This is a genomic window from Streptomyces sp. NPDC091387 (genome assembly GCF_044756945.1).
Classification (GTDB): Bacteria; Actinomycetota; Actinomycetes; order Streptomycetales; family Streptomycetaceae; genus Streptomyces.
Genome location: NZ_JBIVTZ010000003.1, coordinates 23628 through 40791 on the forward strand (window position 1 = coordinate 23628; position 17164 = coordinate 40791).

At 72.4% G+C, this 17164-nt stretch carries 11 protein-coding genes; 5 read left to right on the forward strand and 6 right to left on the reverse strand.

All coding sequences use genetic code 11. The features are described from left to right. Nucleotides 1-40: 40 nt before the first annotated feature. From pulA to ACIQM0_RS07015, 3 genes are all read left to right on the forward strand, one after another. Nucleotides 41-5368 carry a pullulanase-type alpha-1,6-glucosidase gene (gene pulA / locus ACIQM0_RS07005; RefSeq protein ID WP_401284219.1) on the forward strand — a complete coding sequence of 1776 codons (5328 nt, stop codon included), beginning with the start codon at nt 41-43 and terminating at the stop codon, nt 5366-5368. A gap of 196 nt (nt 5369-5564) precedes the next feature. Continuing rightward, on the forward strand, nt 5565-7604 hold the full coding sequence (locus tag ACIQM0_RS07010; RefSeq protein ID WP_401284220.1) for an ATP-binding protein: 2040 nt from the start codon (nt 5565-5567) through the stop codon (nt 7602-7604). Nucleotides 7605-7737: 133 nt separating this feature from the next. Continuing rightward, nucleotides 7738-8088 carry a 5-carboxymethyl-2-hydroxymuconate Delta-isomerase gene (locus tag ACIQM0_RS07015; protein ID WP_401284222.1) on the forward strand — a complete coding sequence of 117 codons (351 nt, stop codon included), beginning with the start codon at nt 7738-7740 and terminating at the stop codon, nt 8086-8088. A gap of 17 nt (nt 8089-8105) precedes the next feature. Here the strand turns inward: ACIQM0_RS07015 and ACIQM0_RS07020 are convergent, their stop codons facing one another. The 4 genes from ACIQM0_RS07020 to ACIQM0_RS07035 form a co-directional block, all read right to left on the reverse strand. After that, nucleotides 8106-8828 carry a TetR/AcrR family transcriptional regulator gene (locus tag ACIQM0_RS07020; RefSeq protein WP_401284223.1) on the reverse strand — a complete coding sequence of 241 codons (723 nt, stop codon included), beginning with the start codon at nt 8826-8828 and terminating at the stop codon, nt 8106-8108. Nucleotides 8829-8888: 60 nt separating this feature from the next. Continuing rightward, nucleotides 8889-9965, reverse strand: coding sequence for a PDR/VanB family oxidoreductase (locus ACIQM0_RS07025; protein ID WP_401285062.1), 1077 nt, complete (start codon nt 9963-9965; stop codon nt 8889-8891). 8 nt (nt 9966-9973) lie between these two features. After that, nucleotides 9974-10879, reverse strand: a complete 906-nt coding sequence (locus ACIQM0_RS07030) for a metal-dependent hydrolase (RefSeq protein WP_401284225.1) — start codon at nt 10877-10879, stop codon at nt 9974-9976. Nucleotides 10880-10958: 79 nt separating this feature from the next. Further along, on the reverse strand, nt 10959-12908 hold the full coding sequence (locus ACIQM0_RS07035) for a hypothetical protein (RefSeq protein ID WP_401284227.1): 1950 nt from the start codon (nt 12906-12908) through the stop codon (nt 10959-10961). 21 nt (nt 12909-12929) lie between these two features. On the opposite strand from ACIQM0_RS07035, the gene ACIQM0_RS07040 reads away from it, so the two are divergent. After that, nucleotides 12930-13304, forward strand: a complete 375-nt coding sequence (locus ACIQM0_RS07040; RefSeq protein WP_401284229.1) for a hypothetical protein — start codon at nt 12930-12932, stop codon at nt 13302-13304. A gap of 146 nt (nt 13305-13450) precedes the next feature. After that, entirely contained in the window at nt 13451-15109 is a 1659-nt protein-coding gene (locus ACIQM0_RS07045; RefSeq protein WP_401284231.1) for an alpha-L-fucosidase, read from the forward strand. Here the strand turns inward: ACIQM0_RS07045 and ACIQM0_RS07050 are convergent. After that, a complete protein-coding gene (locus tag ACIQM0_RS07050) occupies nt 15106-15753 on the reverse strand; it encodes a LuxR C-terminal-related transcriptional regulator (RefSeq protein WP_401284233.1) in 648 nt (215 codons plus the stop codon). The two genes, ACIQM0_RS07045 and ACIQM0_RS07050, sit on opposite strands and share 4 nt — an antisense overlap. Then, the gene (locus tag ACIQM0_RS07055) at nt 15738-17006 is read right to left on the reverse strand and encodes a sensor histidine kinase (RefSeq protein WP_401284234.1); all 1269 of its coding nucleotides are present in this window, start codon (nt 17004-17006) and stop codon (nt 15738-15740) included. The genes ACIQM0_RS07050 and ACIQM0_RS07055 overlap by 16 nt, the downstream gene beginning before the upstream one ends. Between the last annotated feature and the right edge of the window lie 158 nt (nt 17007-17164).

Below are 17164 nucleotides of genomic sequence, written 5' to 3' on the forward strand. Positions count from 1 at the left end.
CGTCCGGCCCCGTATCCGTACCCGTTCGAGGAGAACCCGAGTGATACGTCCGTCCCCGCGCGTGCCCGCGCGAAGAGCGGCGCCCGCCGCCGTCGTCGCGGCCGCCCTGTGCGCGGCCCTCGTGCCCGCGCTGCCCGCCGCAGCGGCCAGGCCGCCCGCCGCGCCGTCGGACGCCGAGCTGGCCGCGCAGCCCGCCCGCCACGATCTGACCCGTGAGCAGTTCTACTTCGTGATGCCCGACCGGTTCGCCAACGGCGACACCGGCAACGACCGGGGCGGGCTGACCGGCTCCCGGCTGGAGACCGGGTACGACCCCACCGACAAGGGGTTCTACCAGGGCGGCGACCTCAAGGGGCTGACCAGCAGGCTCGACTACATCAAGGGGCTCGGCACCACCGCGATCTGGCTCGCCCCGATCTTCAGGAACCGGCCCGTGCAGGGCACCGGCAAGGACGCCTCGGCCGGCTACCACGGCTACTGGATCACCGACTTCACCCAGGTCGACCCGCACTTCGGCAGCAACGCCGACCTGACGAAGCTGATCGACAAGGCCCACGGCAAGGGCATGAAGGTCTTCTTCGACGTCATCACCAACCACACCGCCGACACCGTCGACTACGCCGAGAAGACGTACGGCTACAAGCCCAAGGGCGCCTACCCGTACCTCGACCGGAACGGCCGCCCCTTCGACGACGCCGCGGGCATGGCGAAGGTGGACGCCGACTCCTTCCCGTACAAGCCCGTCACCACCGGCGGCAAGACGCCGTCCTGGCTCAACGACCCGACGATGTACCACAACCGCGGCGACTCGACCTATGCCGGCGAGTCCACCACGTACGGCGACTTCTCCGGGCTCGACGACCTGTGGACCGAGCGGCCCGAGGTCGTCTCCGGCATGGAGAAGATCTACGAGAAGTGGGTCCGCGACTTCGACATCGACGGCTTCCGCATCGACACCGTCAAACACGTCGACCTGGACTTCTGGACCCAGTGGGCGACCGCGCTCGACACGTACGCCGCCCAGCACGGCCGCAAGGACTTCTTCATGTTCGGCGAGGTCTACTCCGCCGACGCCGCGATCACCTCGCCCTACGTCACCCGGGGCCGGCTGGACGCGACACTCGACTTCCCCTTCCAGGAAGCGGCCCGCCAGTACGCCTCGCAGGGCGCCCCGGCCTCGAAGCTCGCCGCCGTCTTCGCGGACGACTACCGGTACACCACCGACAAGGCCAACGCCTACGAGCAGGTGACCTTCCTCGGCAACCACGACATGGGCCGCATCGGCACCTTCCTCAAGCAGGACAACCCGAAGGCCGGTGACGCGGAGCTGGTGCAGCGGGCCCGACTGGCCAACGAGGTGATGTTCCTCAGCCGCGGCAACCCGGTCGTCTACTACGGCGACGAACAGGGCTTCACGGGCGCCGGCGGCGACAAGGACGCCCGCCAGACCATGTTCGCCTCGAAGACCGCCGACTACCTCGACGACGACGAGCTGGGCACCGACCGCACGCACGCCTCCGACGCGTACGACACCGAGCACCCCGTCTACCGCTCCATCGCCGCGCTCTCCGAGCTGACCCGGAAGAACCCGGCGCTGCGGGACGGCGTCCAGACCGAGCGGTACGCCGAGGGCTCCGTCTACGCCTTCTCCCGTACGGACCCGGCGCACAGCAACGAGTACGTCGTCGCCACCAACAACGGCACCGGTGCGAAGACCGTCGAGCTGCCCACCGAGTCCGCCCGGATGGACTTCCGCACCCTGTACGGCGGTTCCGGTACGGTCCGCAGCGGTGCGGACCGGAAGGTCACCGTCACCGTGCCGGCCCTGTCCGGCATCGTGCTCCGCGCCGAGAAGCCGCTCGGCGCCCCCGCCGCCAGGCCCACGATCTCCCTGAAGGCACCGGCCGCCGGAGCCACCGGCACCGTCGAGCTGACCGCCGACGTGGACGGCGGCTCCCTCGACCGGGTCGTCTTCGCCGCCCAGCAGGGCAACGGGAAGTGGACCACGCTCGGTTCCGCCGACCACGCCCCGTACCAGGTCACCCAGACCATCAGTGCCACGACCGCCGCCGGAACGCCCCTGCGCTACAAGGCCGTTGTGGTCGACCGCGCCGGGCGCACCGCGAGCGCCCTCGCCTCCTCGACCGCCGGACAGGCACCCGCACCGGCGAAGCCCGTAGCCCTCGAACGCGACTACGCCGTCATCCACTACAAGCGCGCCGACGGCGACTACGACGGCTGGCAGGCCAGGTCCGGCGACACCACCGCGGACTTCACCGGGCGGGACGCCTACGGCGCCTTCGCCTGGATCAAGGTGCCCGAAGGCGCCGACTCCGTCCCGTACACCGTCGCCAGGAGCGGCACCGCCGACGGGCCGCAGCGCTCCGTCGACCTCGCGAAGACCGGGCAGGTCTGGATCGCACAGGGGCAGGACGGCCAGTCCGCCACCGCCCCCGACGGCGCCTACCCGCCGCAGGACACCGGCAAGGCCGTCCTGCACTACTACCGGGCCGACGGCGACTACGACGGCTGGGGGCTGCACACCTGGACCGGTGCCAAGGAGCCGACCGACTGGGCCAAGCCGCTCCAGCCGAAGAAGAAGGACGCCTCCGGGCTCACGTTCGAGGTCCCGCTCACCGACGGGGCCACCTCGCTCAGCTACATCCTGCACCGGGGCGACGAGAAGGACCTGCCCAGCGACCAGTCCCTCGACATCGCGAGCAACGGCCACGAGGTGTGGATGCTCGGCGGCACGGCCGGCTATCTGCTGCCGCAGACCGGCGGCGCCCCCACCCCCGACCTCACCAGGGCCGAGGCGCAGTGGATCGACTCCGGCACCGTCGTCTGGAAGGTGAAGACCACCGACGCCACCAGCCAGCAGCTCGTCTACGCGTCGAGCGGCGGCATCTCCGTCGTCGACGGCGCACTCTCCGACGAGGGCCAGTGGCTGCGGCTCAGCCCGTCCGCGCTGACCGACGCGCAGAAGGCGAAGTACCCGCACCTCAAGGACTACCCGTCGTTCACCGTCGACGCCCGTGACCGGGACAGGGTCCGCGAGGCCCTGCGCGGCCAGCTGATCGCCACCCAGCGCGCGGCCAACGGCGCCCTGCTCGCCGCCACCGGCGTACAGAGCGCGGGGGTGCTCGACGACCTCTACGGGACGAAGGCGAGCAGCGCCTCACTCGGACCGGTCTTCCGCCACGGCACCCCGACCCTGTCCGTCTGGGCGCCCACCGCCCGCGGCGTCTCGCTCGAACTCGACGGCAAGGCCGTCCCGATGCGGCGCGACGACCGCACCGGCGTCTGGTCGGTCACCGGGAAGCGGGACTGGAACGGCAAGCCCTACCGGTACGTGGTGAACGTCTGGGCGCCCACCGTCCAGAAGGTCGTCACCAACAAGGTCACCGACCCCTACTCCACCGCGCTGACCACCGACTCCGCCCGGAGCCTCGTGGTCGACCTCGACGACCGCAAGCTCGCGCCCAAGGGCTGGGACGGGCTGCGCAAGCCCGCCGCGGTGCCGCTGCGGAACGCCCAGATCCAGGAACTCCAGATCCGCGACTTCTCGATCGCGGACCCCACGTCCAAGCACCCCGGCGAGTACCTCGCCTTCACCGACACCCGCTCCGACGGGATGAAGCACCTCAAGCAGCTCGCCGACTCCGGCACCGGATACGTCCACCTGCTGCCCGCCTTCGACATCGGCACCATCCCCGAGAAGAAGAAGGACCAGCTCAAGCCCGCCTGCGACCTCTCTGTGCACGCCCCCGACTCCCGGGAGCAGCAAGCCTGCGTGGCCAGGACCGCCGCGAAGGACGCGTTCAACTGGGGCTACGACCCGCTGCACTACACCGTCCCGGAGGGCAGTTACGCCTCCGACCCGGACGGCACCCGGCGCACGGTCGAGTTCCGGCAGATGGTGCAGGGCCTGAACGGCGCCGGTCTGCGGACCGTCATGGACGTCGTCTACAACCACACCGTCGCCTCCGGCCAGGACGACAAGTCCGTCCTCGACCGGATCGTGCCCGGCTACTACCAGCGGCTGCTGGAGGACGGCACCGTCGCCACCTCCACCTGCTGCGCCAACACCGCGCCCGAGAACACCATGATGGGCAAGCTCGTCGTCGACTCGGTCGTCACCTGGGCCAAGGAGTACAAGGTCGACGGCTTCCGCTTCGACCTGATGGGACACCATCCCAAGGCCAACATCCTGGCCGTCCGCAAGGCCCTGGACGCCCTGACCGTCGCCAAGGACGGCGTCGACGGGAAGAAGATCATCCTGTACGGGGAGGGGTGGAACTTCGGTGAGATCGCCGACGACGCCCGCTTCGTCCAGGCCACCCAGAAGAACATGGCCGGCACCGGCATCGCCACCTTCTCCGACCGGGCCCGCGACGCGGTGCGCGGCGGCAGCCCGTTCGACGAGGACCCCGGCGTGCAGGGCTTCGCCACCGGCCTCTACACCGACCCCAACACCTCCACCGGAAACGGTACGAAGGCAGAGCAGAGGGCCCGGCTGCTCCACTACCAGGACCTGATCAAGGTCGGGCTCACCGGCAGCCTCGCCGGCTACACCTTCACCGACAGCTCCGGCAGCACGGTCAAGGGCTCGGACGTCGACTACAACGGAGCCCCGGCCGGATACGCCGCGGCCCCCGGTGACGCCCTCGCCTACGCCGACGCCCACGACAACGAGACCCTGTACGACACCCTCGCCTTCAAGCTCCCGGCGGGCACCCCGGCAGCCGACCGGGCCAGAACGCAGGTCCTGGCCATGGCGACGGCCACCCTCTCGCAGGGCCCCTCGCTCTCCCAGGCCGGCACCGACCTGCTGCGCTCCAAGTCCCTGGACCGCAACTCCTTCGACAGCGGCGACTGGTTCAACGCCCTGCACTGGGACTGCCGCGACGGCAACGGCTTCGGCCGCGGCCTGCCGCCCGCCGCCGACAACGAGGACAAGTGGCCCTATGCCGAGCCGCTGTTGACCAACGCCACGATCAGCCCGGGGTGCGCACAGATCAACGGCGCCTCGGCCGCGTACCGGGACCTGCTCACCATCCGCGCCACCGAGAAGGACTTCGGCCTCTCCACCGCGGGGCAGGTGCAGTCCGCCCTCTCCTTCCCGCTCTCCGGCAAGGACGAGACCCCCGGGGTGATCACCATGCGGCTCGGGAGGCTGGTGGTCGTCCTCAACGCCGCCCCCGGCGCCACCACCCAGAAGGCCGCCGCCCTCGCGGGCAGGAACTACGCCCTGCACCCCATCCAGGCTGCGGGCGCGGATCTTACCGTCAAGAGGTCGACGTACGAGCGGAGTTCGGGAAGTTTCACCGTCCCGGGTCGCACAGTGGCGGTGTTCTCGTTGCACTGACCGCAACAGGTCTACCGTGAGGCCAGCCGCCGGGGAGAGTCGCACCACCACACTCCCGGGCGCGCCCTCCCACTCCACCCGGCCGGGTCCCGGCCCCCGCCCCGTACGCACCGGCAGCCGCACCGTCCGCCCGCCGGTGCCGTACCGGGCGCGGGGGCCGGGCCCCGGCCTCTCCACCTGTTCAGCGACGGTGACGATGGTGAGCTACATCCCCGAGGAGACCACGAGCTTCGTCGGACGGAGGACGGAGCTGGGCCGGATCGAACGCGCCCTCGCCACCCGCCGGCTGACCACGCTCACCGGCGCGGGCGGGGTCGGCAAGACCCGGCTGGCGGTCCGCGCGGCCGGCAGCGCGGAACCCGGGTACCGCGACGGCGTCTGGTGGGCCGACCTCGCCCCGCTCCACGACGACGGACTGCTCCTCGCCACCGTCTCCGACGCCGTCGGGCTCAGCGACCACACCCTGCGGATGCCCATGGACGTGCTGTGCGAGTGGCTCGCCGACAAACAGCTGCTGCTCGTCCTGGACTCCTGCGAACACCTGCGCCCCGCCTGCGCCCACCTCCTCGGCGAGATCCTCACCACCTCACCCGGACTCACGGTGCTCGCCACCAGCAGACAGCCGCTCGGCATCAAGGACGAGCAACTGGTCGAGGTGGAGCCGCTCCCCGTCGACGGCGCCTCCGACGCCCTCACCCTGTTCCGGGACCGGGCCACCGCGGCCGCCCCCGGCACCGTGTTCGACGCCTCGGGCACCGCCGCGGCGGCCGCCGAGATCTGCCGCCGGCTGGAAGGCATCCCGCTCGCCATCGAACTCGCGGCCGCGGGCACCGGGCGGCACACCGTCGAGCAGATCGCCCTGCGGATCGGCTCCCGCCTCGATCTCCTCACCGACGCGTCGATCCGGCCGCACCGCCACCGCACCCTGCGCACCACCATCGGCTGGAGCCACGAACTGTGCACCCCGCTGGAACGGCTGCTCTGGGCCCGGCTCACCGTGCTGCGCGGCGACTTCGACGAGGCCACCGCCCGCGAGGTCTGCGCCGGGGGACCGCTCACCGGGGACGGGGTCCACACGGCACTGCGCGGGCTGGTGGCCAAATCGGTCGTCGTGCGCGACGGCCCGCGCCACCGGATGCTGGACACCATCCGCGAGTACGGCCGGATGTGGCTGGCCGAACTCGGCGAGGAACGCGCCGCGGCCGACCGGCACGCCGCCTGCTTCCTGCAACTGGCCCGCAGCGCCCACGCGGGCTGGACCGGCGACGACCAGATCAGCTGGTACCACCGCATCGCCGACACACACGCCGACCTGTGCGCGGCCCTCGACCACCTGCTCGCCCACGACACCGCCGCCGCCCAGGAGATGGCCGGCCGGATCGGGTTCTTCTGGTGCTGCTGCGGACACCTGCCGCAGACCCGCGGCTACGCGCAGCGCGCCCTGGACCTCGGCCCGGCCCAGGGCCCGCACCGCACCCGCGCCCTGTGGGTGCTCGGCATCTGCGTGATGCTCCAGGGCGACTACCCGGCCGCCGAGCGGATCGGTGCCGAATGCGTACGGGCGGCGGCCGAGGACGGCTCCGACGAAGGCATCCTCGCCGCCGCCTACCTGCGCGGCCTCACCCATCTGATGGTCGGCCGGCCCGAGCTGAGCCTGCGCGAGGCGGACCGGGTGCTGCACAGCACGGAGGCGGACACCACCCCGCTCGAATCGGCCTACCGGCTGCGCTGCCACCTGATCACCGTCTTCGCCCTCACCAGCCTCGGCCGGCTGGACGAGGCCGCAGAGGCCGCGGTCGTCCTGCGCGCGGCCTGCGAGGCCATGGACGAGTGCTGGACCCGCAGCTACGTCGACTACCAACTCGCGCTGATCGCCCTGCTCCAGGGCCGCGCCGACGCGGCCGCCGCACACGCCCGGTCCATGCTCATCGGCAAGCACCGGCTCCGCGACAGCTTCGGCATCGCGCTCGGCCTCGACATCCTGGCCGCCGCGGTCGCCGCCCAGGGCGAGGGCGCCCACGCCGCCCGGGTGTACGGCACCGGACAGCTCTACTGGCGGATGGTCGGCCACCCGCAGCGCGGCACCCCGGAGCTGGGCCCGCTGCGCGAGGCCTGCGAACGCCAGGCCCGCGAGGCCGTCGGCGACGCCGCCTACCAGCGGGCCTACGAGCGGGGCCGGGCCGACAGCGCGGAAGCGGGTCTGGCCCTCGCACTCCACGGCGAACTGCTCACCTAGGGCCTTTCGTCTGGATCGTGCCGGGCACCAGCCCGATCCAGACGAAAGGCCCTGGCGGGCCCGGCTTGTACACCTGCCCCGATCGGAGGAAGAGTGGGGCGGCCACCACCCGAGCCCCGCCCAGGAGACCGCCATGCCGCAGATCACCGTCGACTACTCCGCCGAGCTCGACGAGACCTTCGACTTCCAGGGCTTCGCGGGAGCGCTGCACCCGCTGATCGCCGAGACGGTCAGTACCAAGATCGCCGCCTGCAAGACCCGCTTCCGCCAGGTCGCCGGGACGGCGGTGGCGGACGCCCCCGACGGCGAAGCGATCGCGCACATCGAGATCGCGATGCTGGCCGGCCGCACCCCGGAGCTCAAGGCGCGGCTCGCCGAATCCGTACTGGAACTGCTGGCCGGCCACATCCGGCCCACCGACGGGCTGACCCTGCACCTCTCGGCCGAGACCCGCGACCTCGACCCCTCCTACCGCAAGCGCTGAGCCGACGCCGGGCCCCGCTACGCCGGCCGCTGCGGGGGCACGGCCGGCACGGCGGGCGCCAGTGCGGAGAGCCGCACCAGCAGGTCTGCGAACGGCCCGTCCGCCGGCTCCCGCGCGAGGACCCGCAGCACGATGCCCGCCATCTCCGCGTTGTACGCGGCACTCACGGCGATCAGCGCCGCGAAGTCGTGCACGAGCTGCAACTCCAGCTCGGCGCGCGGGATGTGCCGCCCGTCCAGCCAGATCAGGGCCGTCGACTCGGCCAGCGACACCCAGGACCGTACGACCAACTCCAGCCGGGCCGGCTGCTCCTCGACCCCCAGGTGGTCCAGGATCTGCTCGCAGGCCGCCTGCCGCACCCCGTCGATCATCGCGTTCGCCGTCGACGAGCCCACGGCCGGACCGCCCCGCATCAGCGCGGCGAACCCCGGGCCGTGCTCGTCGACGAAGTCGAAGAACCGCCCCATCACCCGCAGGAGGCGTGCGCCCAGGGGACCTTCGCGCGGCTCCAGGAACCGGGTCGCCAGCTCGTCGGCCGCCCGCCGCAGCGCCGCCTCGTACAGGCTCTGCTTGCCCGGGAAGTAGTGGTAGACCAGCGGCCGCGAGATCCCGGCGGCGGCGGCGATCTCGTCGATCGACACCTCGTCGGGGGAGCGGTGACTGAACAACTCCAGCGCGACACCGATCAGCTGCTGCCTGCGCTCCTCGACGCCCATCCTGCGCCGTACCCCGGTCGTCATGGGGAACAGCGTACCGACCGGCGCGCCGAGGGGGCGGCTCGCGGGTCCTTTCCCGGCCGCCTACAGATCGAGCACCAGCCGCTCGCCCCGGCACCGCGACACGCAGATCAGCATCGAGTCCCGCCGCTCGGAGTCCGTGAGCAGATCGTCCCGGTGGTCCACCTCGCCCTCCAGGACGCGCTGTTGGCACGTACCGCAGAAGCCCTGCTCGCAGGAGTACGAGACGTGCGGCAGCTCCGCGCGCACGGCGGCCAGCGCCGACTGGCCCGCCGCCACCCGGACCGTGCGGCCCGAGCGGCGCAGCTCCACCTCGAAGGCCGCGGCGCCGGTGGCGTCCGGGGCCGTCGCGGAGAAGCGCTCCAGGTGCAGGGTGCAGCCGGGCGGGAGCGCGGCGGCGACGGCCTCCATCAGGGGCTCCGGACCGCAGCAGTGGACCGCCGTGCCCGCCGCCGCGTCCGCCAGTGCCGCGGCGATGTCCGGGTGGCCCGCCTCGTCCTGCGGCACGACGGTGACCCGGCCGCCGTCCGCGTCCAGTTCCCCGATCTCGTCCAGGAACGGCATCGTCGCCCGGCTGCGGCCCCCGTACAGCAGCCGCCAGTCCGCTCCGGAGGCGGCGAGCGCGCGGAGCATCGGCAGGATCGGCGTGATGCCGATGCCGCCCGCGACCAGGACGTACGCGGGGGCGTCCGCCAGCGGGAAGCGGTTGCGCGGGCCGCGGATCTCGACCTCCTCGCCCTCGCGGAGCCGTTCGTGCACCTCTCTGGAGCCGCCCCGGCCGTCCTCGGCGAGCCGGGTCGCGACGGTGTACGAGTGCGGGTCGGCCGGGTCGCCGCACAGCGAGTACTGGCGTATCAGCCCGGACGGCAGCACCAGGTCCAGATGGGCGCCGGGCTGCCAGCGCGGCAGGCCGGAACCCTTCAGGCGGAGCAGCACGACCCCGTCGGCGGGAGTGGACCGCTCGGTGACCAGCAGCCGCAGGCCGGTGGTGGAGCGGCGCTGCGAGTGGCCGGAGACGGGCTCCTCAAGCGCGGGCAGCGGCCACAGCGGGGACTTCTCTATGCGCCGGCGCATCGCCCGCTTGGCGAGCAGCGCGGCACCGGCCACCACGACGGCGGTCCGCAGCCGGGGGAGGGGCAGGGGCATGGTCAGCCGGCTTCCGTGGTGCGGGCCTCCGCGGCGACCGCGGCAGGCGAGTGGGCGAGGTAGTCGACGGCCTGCGCCGTACTGCCCTCCTGGGTGGGGTGGTAGCCGCGGCTCAGATAGCGCGGGATCGACCGCAGCATCGAGGGCGTGCTGGGCAGGGTGCCGTGCCTGCCGCCGCGGTAGAACTGCCGGAACGACGCCTTGCCGTCCAGCAGGCTGGGGTCGTTCTCCATGAAGAACCGGGCGCCGCGCTGCCAGAGGAAGGCCAGGGCGGAGAACGCCGTCGCCCAGGTCCGCACCCGCCGCCGGTATCCGCCGTCGACGTGCATGAACACGTCGAACGCGACTGATCGGTGCTCGACCTCCTCCGCGCCGTGCCAGCGCAGCAGATCCAGCATCGTGGGGTCGGCGCCGCGCCGGTCCAGCTCCTCTGCGTTGAGTATCCAGTCACCGAGGAACGCGGTGTAGTGCTCGATCGCCGCTATCGTCGCGACCCGCTCCATCAGCCACCACCTCCGCGCCCGCCCCGGCGGCAGGGTCCGGTCGCCGAGCAGCTTCTCGAAGAGCCAGTCGACCTGGGCCGTGTACGGCGTCGGGTCGAGGCCCAGGTCCCTCAGGTGCGGGAGTACGTCGTCGTGGGCCTGGGAGTGCATCGCCTCCTGGCCGATGAACCCGATGACGTCCTCGCGCAGTTGCTCGTCGTGTATGTACGGAAGCACCTGGCGGTAGACGTGGATGAACCAGCGTTCCCCGGCCGGGAGCAGCAGATGGAGCACGTTGATGGTGTGCGTGGTGAACGGGTCGCCCGGCACCCAGTGCAGGGGCGTCCTGTCCCAGGCGAAGGAGACCCGACGGGCCTTGAGCGCGATCCGCTCCGACGCGACCGCCGCTGGCTGCGTGTTAGACATGTTGTCAATGTACTGAGGGGTAGGCCGAGGGAACAGGGGCCTGCGGCGAATTCCTGAGCCCGTCCCCACCGGCCCGCGCTCACCGCAGCGCCCTGACCCGGCTGCCGTCCGCGAGCTCCCCGTCCAGATCCGCCCGGTCGCCCGCACCGGCGGGCACCGCGAGCAGCCGCCCCCGCGTGCTCCCCGTCACCCCGCCCGACGTGGCCAGCGAGGTGAACTGCTCGCTGCCCGCCGCGAGCACGTACCACCGGCCGCCGTGCGACTTCCACAGCACGCCCGCCAGTACCCGCGGCATACGGGGCCCGCACGCGGGGGAGTCCTCGGAGCGCGCCGCGACGGCTCCCCGCGGGCGGCTCCCCGGCGGCCGCGCGGACGGCGCCTGGAACTGGGCGAGGACCCGGCTCCCGGTGCCCCGCCAGGTCTCCGCGCGGGTGCACAGCCACTGCGCCGAGCCGCTCCCCTCGGGCAGTGGCTGCGTCGCGTACGTCCAGGAGTTGACCGACCGCACTCCGTGGGAACGCACCGCCGGCAGCAGGCAGGCGGTCCGCGCCCAGCTCCCCAAATCGGCCCGCCCCGCCACGTCGTGCGGTTCCGAGGGCGGACCCGAGGTCAGCCGGGCCGGGGCGAGCTCACCGAGATCCGTCATCAGGCGCACCGCCGTGCCGTCGGACAGTTCGACCGCGTCCCAGGACCGGCAGCCGCCGCTGGCCCGCGGACTCGTCAGCGCGTCGGTCACCCCGTCCGGGGAGCGGTGCAGCGGGCGCGGCGCCCGGTCCGGCGCGAGCAGATCCCGTACCGACACCCGCCGTACCCAGGGTGCCGTCAGATAGCGGACCCGGCCCCCCGCGCGGTCCACCACCAGGGCGCCCGACGACGTCGCGTCCGCCCCGTCGACCCGGGCGAAGTCGAGCGCCGCGCCCTCGGACGGATCGGCGTTACGGGGCTCCGCGTACCGCACGACGCGCAGCCCGTCGTAGAACAGCGCCACCGCCGACGCGCCCACCTCCCCGGCGTACAGCAGCTGCGGGGCCCCCATCGGCGGCCCCGTGGGCGTCCGCGGCGTCGCCGACGTCCGCACCCCGCTGCCCGGCCGCGCCCACACCGTCAGTGCCCGCCGCAGTAGCCGGGTGTCCTCGGTGCGGTCGCCCCGGGTGGGCCAGGCGGTGAAGTCGGTACGCGGCGACCGCCGCCAGAACGACGCCGTCACCACCCGCAACGCCCCCGGATCCAGGGCCTCCTCCGCGGCCGGATTGCGCGCGTACGGCGGCGCGGCCGGCCCCGCGCGCCCCCAGCCGCCGCCCGGCAGCCCCAGCAGCGTCCCGCACACCACGAGCGCCGCCGCGGCGGCCAGCGCGGCCCGCGCGTATCTGCGGCGGCGCGGCAGATCCGGCGGCCTGGCCTGGAGCGAGCACGGGTCGAACTCGGGCGAGGAGAGCAGCGCGTACGGCGCCGGGACCCCGTCCGCCTCCCGCAGCGCCGCGTGCGGGTCCGCCACCCCCGCGGCGGCCAGCTCCCGCCGGACCTCGCAGTCCGCGAGCGACTCCAGGCCACGCAGGACGAACGCGGCGCGCGCCGGTCCGCCGAGCGCCGACAGCCGCTCCTCCAGCGCGAGTTCGTCCGCACCGCCGGAGTGCGGGAACAGCCGCAGCCCCCAGACCAGCGGAAGGACGGGCGGCAACGGGGCGCGCCCGGTCCGCAACCGCAGCCGCAGCGGCATCCCCGCGGCCAGCGCGCCGCGCAGCACCTGCCCCCGGACGTACGCGTAACCGGGCCCGGTGGTCTCCACCCGGCCGGGGCGGCGTGGCAGCGGGATGCCCGCGCCGCAGGCCGGACCGGCCCTGCGCGCGGACTGCAGGGAGCGCTGGGCCAGGGCGTGGGCCGCGAGAACGCGCCGGGAGCGGCCCAGTGAGGGCGGCAGGACGAGATAGCCGAGCCGGACCAGTCGCGGGTAGTGCTCGACGAGCGAGGCCTCGTTCTGCTCCGCATCGACCGGGGCGGCGGCTGGCGGTACCTCTGGCAGTGGGCGCACATTCAGCTGAACGAGCGAATCGTGCGATGGTCACTCCGGGCGGACCCGTCCGGTGCCGTCGCCACGCGGGCCACGGGACCTGCTGCTGTCCGGTGCCGAGCCGAACTCCTAGGCGAACTGAACCAGTTGCGGATCAACGGGCGCCGCCGTCATCCGGTTGGCCAGGGTCGACATGGTGTAGGCGCCGATCCCCAGGACGGCCGCCGCAAACTCGTCCTGCTCTCCCCGCGCGGCATCGACGTACTGGTGCGCTCCGCCGAGGGCTTCGACCGGCTGCGCGCCGCATGGGTCCGGGCGCTCGGCGCCGAACGGGTCGCCGCCCTGGAGTCCGACCTGCGCACCATGGCTCCCGCGGACACCTTCCGGCTCGACGTGGCGAGCTGGTTCAACGGCTGACCGGATCCGGTGGGGGCTTGGACTTTGGGGGCGAGAGATAGGACGTATCTGACGGGCACCCTTCCCGTGGGCCACTCGGTGCGGCAACATGCACGCGTCGGTACCCAAGAGATCCGACCACTCGTGGTCGAGAATGGGAGGGAACCATGGCACGACGTACCCATGTCCTCAGCGCGCTCGCACTGGCGGCCGCCGCCGCGCTCATCCCCGTACAGGCCACCGCTCAGCAGACCGCACGGCCCGCGGCCCCCTGCGGCGGGCCGGTGAGACCCGCGTCGCAGATGACGGTCGAGGCGTGCGACAGCCCGGAGCGGATCATCGAGAAGGCCGCGAACATCGTCCCCACCCCGGGCCAACTGGCCTGGCAGCAGCGGGACGTCACCGCCTTCACGCACTTCGGGATGAACACCTTCACCGGCCGTGAGTGGGGCTCCGGGACGGAGGACGAGAAGCTGTTCGCGCCGAAGAGCATCGACGCCGACCAGTGGATGCGCGCCTACAAGGCCGCCGGTATCAAACAGGTCATGCTCACCGTCAAGCACCACGACGGCTTCGTCCTCTACCCCAGCCGCTACACCGACCACTCGGTCGCCCTCAGCCCCGGCAGCCCCGATGTCGTCGCCCTCTACGTGAAGGCCGCCCGCAAGGCGGGCCTCAAGGTCGGCCTCTACCTCTCGCCCTCCGACGGCGCGGAACTCCCGCACGCCTGGCACGCCGAGTGGGTCGAGGAGATCCGGGCCAAGCAGGCCGAGGGCAAGCCGCTGAGCCTGCCCGAGCGGATGGCACTGGAGGACGGCGACCGCGCCCCCGCCGGCCAGGGCCGCTTCGGCAACGGCAGCGCCGTCACCGAGCGCACCATCCCCACCCTCGTCCCCGGCGACGACCGCGCCGCCCGGGTGAGGAGCGGCAAGCTGCCCACCTTCAAGGTGAAGGCCGACGACTACGACACGTACTACCTCAACCAGCTGTACGAGATCTTCACCCAGTACGGCCCGGTCGAGGAACTCTGGCTGGACGGCGCCAACCCCTGGTCCGGCTCGGGCATCACGCAGAAGTACGACGTCAAGCAGTGGTTCGACATGGTCAAGGCGCTGTCGCCGAACACCGTCGTCTTCCAGGGCCCGCAGGGCGTCCGCTGGGTCGGCAACGAGTCCGGCGTCGCCCGCGAGACCGAGTGGAGCGTCACCCCGCACATCACCGACCCGTGGACGGGGCTCGGCAGCCTCCCCAACGACTCGACCGACCCCGACATCGGCTCCCGGTCCAAGCTCCTGGACCCGGCGATCAACTACCTCCAGTGGTACCCGGCCGAGGCCGACGTCTCCAACCGCCCCGGCTGGTTCTACCACCCCGAAGAGAAGCCCAAGACGGCAGCGCAGCTGATGGACCTGTACGAGAAGAGCGTCGGCCGCAACGCCTCGCTCCTGCTCAACGTCCCGCCCGCGCCGGACGGCCGGATCGCCGACGAGGACGTCGCGTCGCTGACCGCCTTCGGTACCGATCTGCGCAGGGTCTACGGCGCCGATGTGCGCAAGCAGGGACCGGGTCCTCACACCTTCGACCGGGTCGCCGTCCGTGAGGACATCCGGCACGGACAGCGGGTGGAGAAGTTCGCCGTGGAGGCCCGGATCGACGGGACGTGGCAGCGGATCGCCGAGGGCACCACCATCGGGCACGAGCGCATCCTGCCGCTGCCCGCGGCCGTCACCGCCTCTGACGTACGGGTCAAGGTGCTGGAGTCCAGGGCGAAGCCGTACCTGGGGGCCACGACACTGCACCTCACCACCGCGCCCGCCACCCCCTAACCGCGGTCGAGATACGCCAGTACCGCGAGAACGCGGCGGTTGTCGTCGTCGGAGGGCGGCAGGCCGAGCTTCCCGAAGATGTTCGAGGTGTGCTTGGCCACCGCCCGCTCCGTGATCACCATGTGCGAGGCGATCGCCGCGTTCGAACGGCCCTGGGCCATCTGCTCCATGACCTCCCGCTCACGCGGCGTCAGCCCGCCCATCGGCTTGTCCTGCGAGCGCCGCGACAGCAGCTGCGAGATCACCTGCGGGTCCATCGCGGTGCCGCCCGCCGCGACCCGGCGGACGGCGTCGATGAACTGCTCGGCGTCGAAGACCCGGTCCTTGAGCAGATAGCCGATGGCGCCGTTGCCGTCCGCCAGCAGCTCACGCGCGTACAACTGCTCGACGTGCTGGGAGAGCACGAGCACCGGCAGCCCCGGTCTCGCCCGCCGGGCCGTCAGCGCGCACTGCAGCCCCTCGTCCGTGTGGGACGGCGGAAGCCGGACGTCGACAACGGCGACGTCCGGCTTCAACTCGGCCAGTGCCCTGGTCAGTTCGGGTCCCGTCTCGACGGCGGCCGCGATCTCGAAGTCGTACGCCTCCAGCATGCGCACCAGGCCGTCGCGCAGCAGGAAGAGATCTTCGGCTAGGACAACTCGCAAGGGATCTCCATGGTCACCATGGTGGGACCGCCCGCGGGGCTGCTGACGGCCATGATGCCGTCGAATGTACCGAGCCGGCGTTCGACCCCGCTCAGGCCCGAGCCCGAACCGGTCGTCGCACCGCCCTTCCCGTTGTCCGTGACGGAGATCCGCAGCGTCCCCTCGGCATCGTGCAGGTCCACCCAGATCCGGTCGGCGCCCGAGTGCTTCGCGGCGTTCGTCAGGATCTCGCTGACCGCGAAGTACGCGGCCGACTCGACCGGCGCCTCGGCGCGGCCGCTCAGCTCCACGTCCACCTCGGTGCCGATCGGCATCCGCAGCGCCAGCGCCTTGACCGCGTCCCCGAGCCCGCGCTCGGCGAGGACCGGCGGATGGATGCCCCGCACCAGGTCGCGCAGTTCCGTGAGTGCCTCCGCGGACGACGCGCGGGCCGTCGCCAGGAGCTTCTTCGCCTGCGCCGGGTCCTTCTCGATCAGCGCCTCGATGGTGCCCAGGTTCATGCCCATGGCGACCAGCCGGGCCTGCGCGCCGTCGTGCAGATCGCGCTCGATGCGCCGCAGTTCGGAGGCGGCGGTGTCGACCGCCTCGTGCCGGGTCTCGGTCAGCCGGTCGATGCGCAGGGCCAGTTCCTGTTCATGGGTGGGGGCCAGCACCGAGCGCGCGATCACGAAGTGCGCGTGCAGCAGCCGCTCGCTCAGCAGCACCCCGGTCGCGAAGAGCGCCACTCCGAGCCCGGCGGCGGCCAGCGCCGTCGCCTGGCTGTCCACGGGGACGAACCCGTACCAGTACCGGTCGTCCGTGTAGACCCGCCACAGCCCCGCCGCCAGGACGAAACCCTCCACCGGGTAGATCATCAGCGCCGCCGCCAGGATCGACACCACATAGCCGGCCGTCATGTCGACCAGGAGCCACTGGATGTCCCGCCAGGTCGCGGGGTCCTTCAGCAGCAACCCGGTCCGCTCGACCTGTCCGACGAACCCGCTGCGGACATCCTCCGGGAACGGCCGGTACGGCACCGGGATGCGGACGGCCGACCAGGTGACCGCCAGCAGCCGGCGCTGATTGGCGTGCTTGCGGACCGCCGACAGCACGTACGGGGTGGTCACCAGGCCGATGCCCAGCGGGATGAGGACGATGGAGGTGACCGCCAGCACGAACAGCGTGACCGAACCCACGATCGAGGCGAACGACAGCGCCAGCCCCCGCCCGGCGGCCAGCAGGGCGCCCCTTGTCCGTCCGTGCGGCGTGTTCATATCGGTCCCTCTTCCCTCGCCGGCACTCGTGGCAGCCCCGGTCCGCACACAGTCTGTCGCCTCGGGCGGGCGGGGCGTCAGCCGTTCCGACACCCGACGGGGGTGTACCCAGCACCACCCCCGTGACCTCGCCCTACGTCACGCGGGAGTGGGTGTTC

Bases quoted from the DNA above. Each gene is read 5' to 3' on its own strand.
- ACIQM0_RS07010 (WP_401284220.1), top strand. From the start codon at position 5,565: ATGGTGAGCTACATCCCCGAGGAGACCACGAGCTTCGTCGGACGGAGG.
- ACIQM0_RS07030 (WP_401284225.1), bottom strand. From the start codon at position 10,879: ATGTCTAACACGCAGCCAGCGGCGGTCGCGTCGGAGCGGATCGCGCTC.
- ACIQM0_RS07015 (WP_401284222.1), top strand. From the start codon at position 7,738: ATGCCGCAGATCACCGTCGACTACTCCGCCGAGCTCGACGAGACCTTC.
- ACIQM0_RS07020 (WP_401284223.1), bottom strand. From the start codon at position 8,828: ATGACGACCGGGGTACGGCGCAGGATGGGCGTCGAGGAGCGCAGGCAG.
- ACIQM0_RS07055 (WP_401284234.1), bottom strand. From the start codon at position 17,006: ATGAACACGCCGCACGGACGGACAAGGGGCGCCCTGCTGGCCGCCGGG.
- ACIQM0_RS07045 (WP_401284231.1), top strand. From the start codon at position 13,451: ATGGCACGACGTACCCATGTCCTCAGCGCGCTCGCACTGGCGGCCGCC.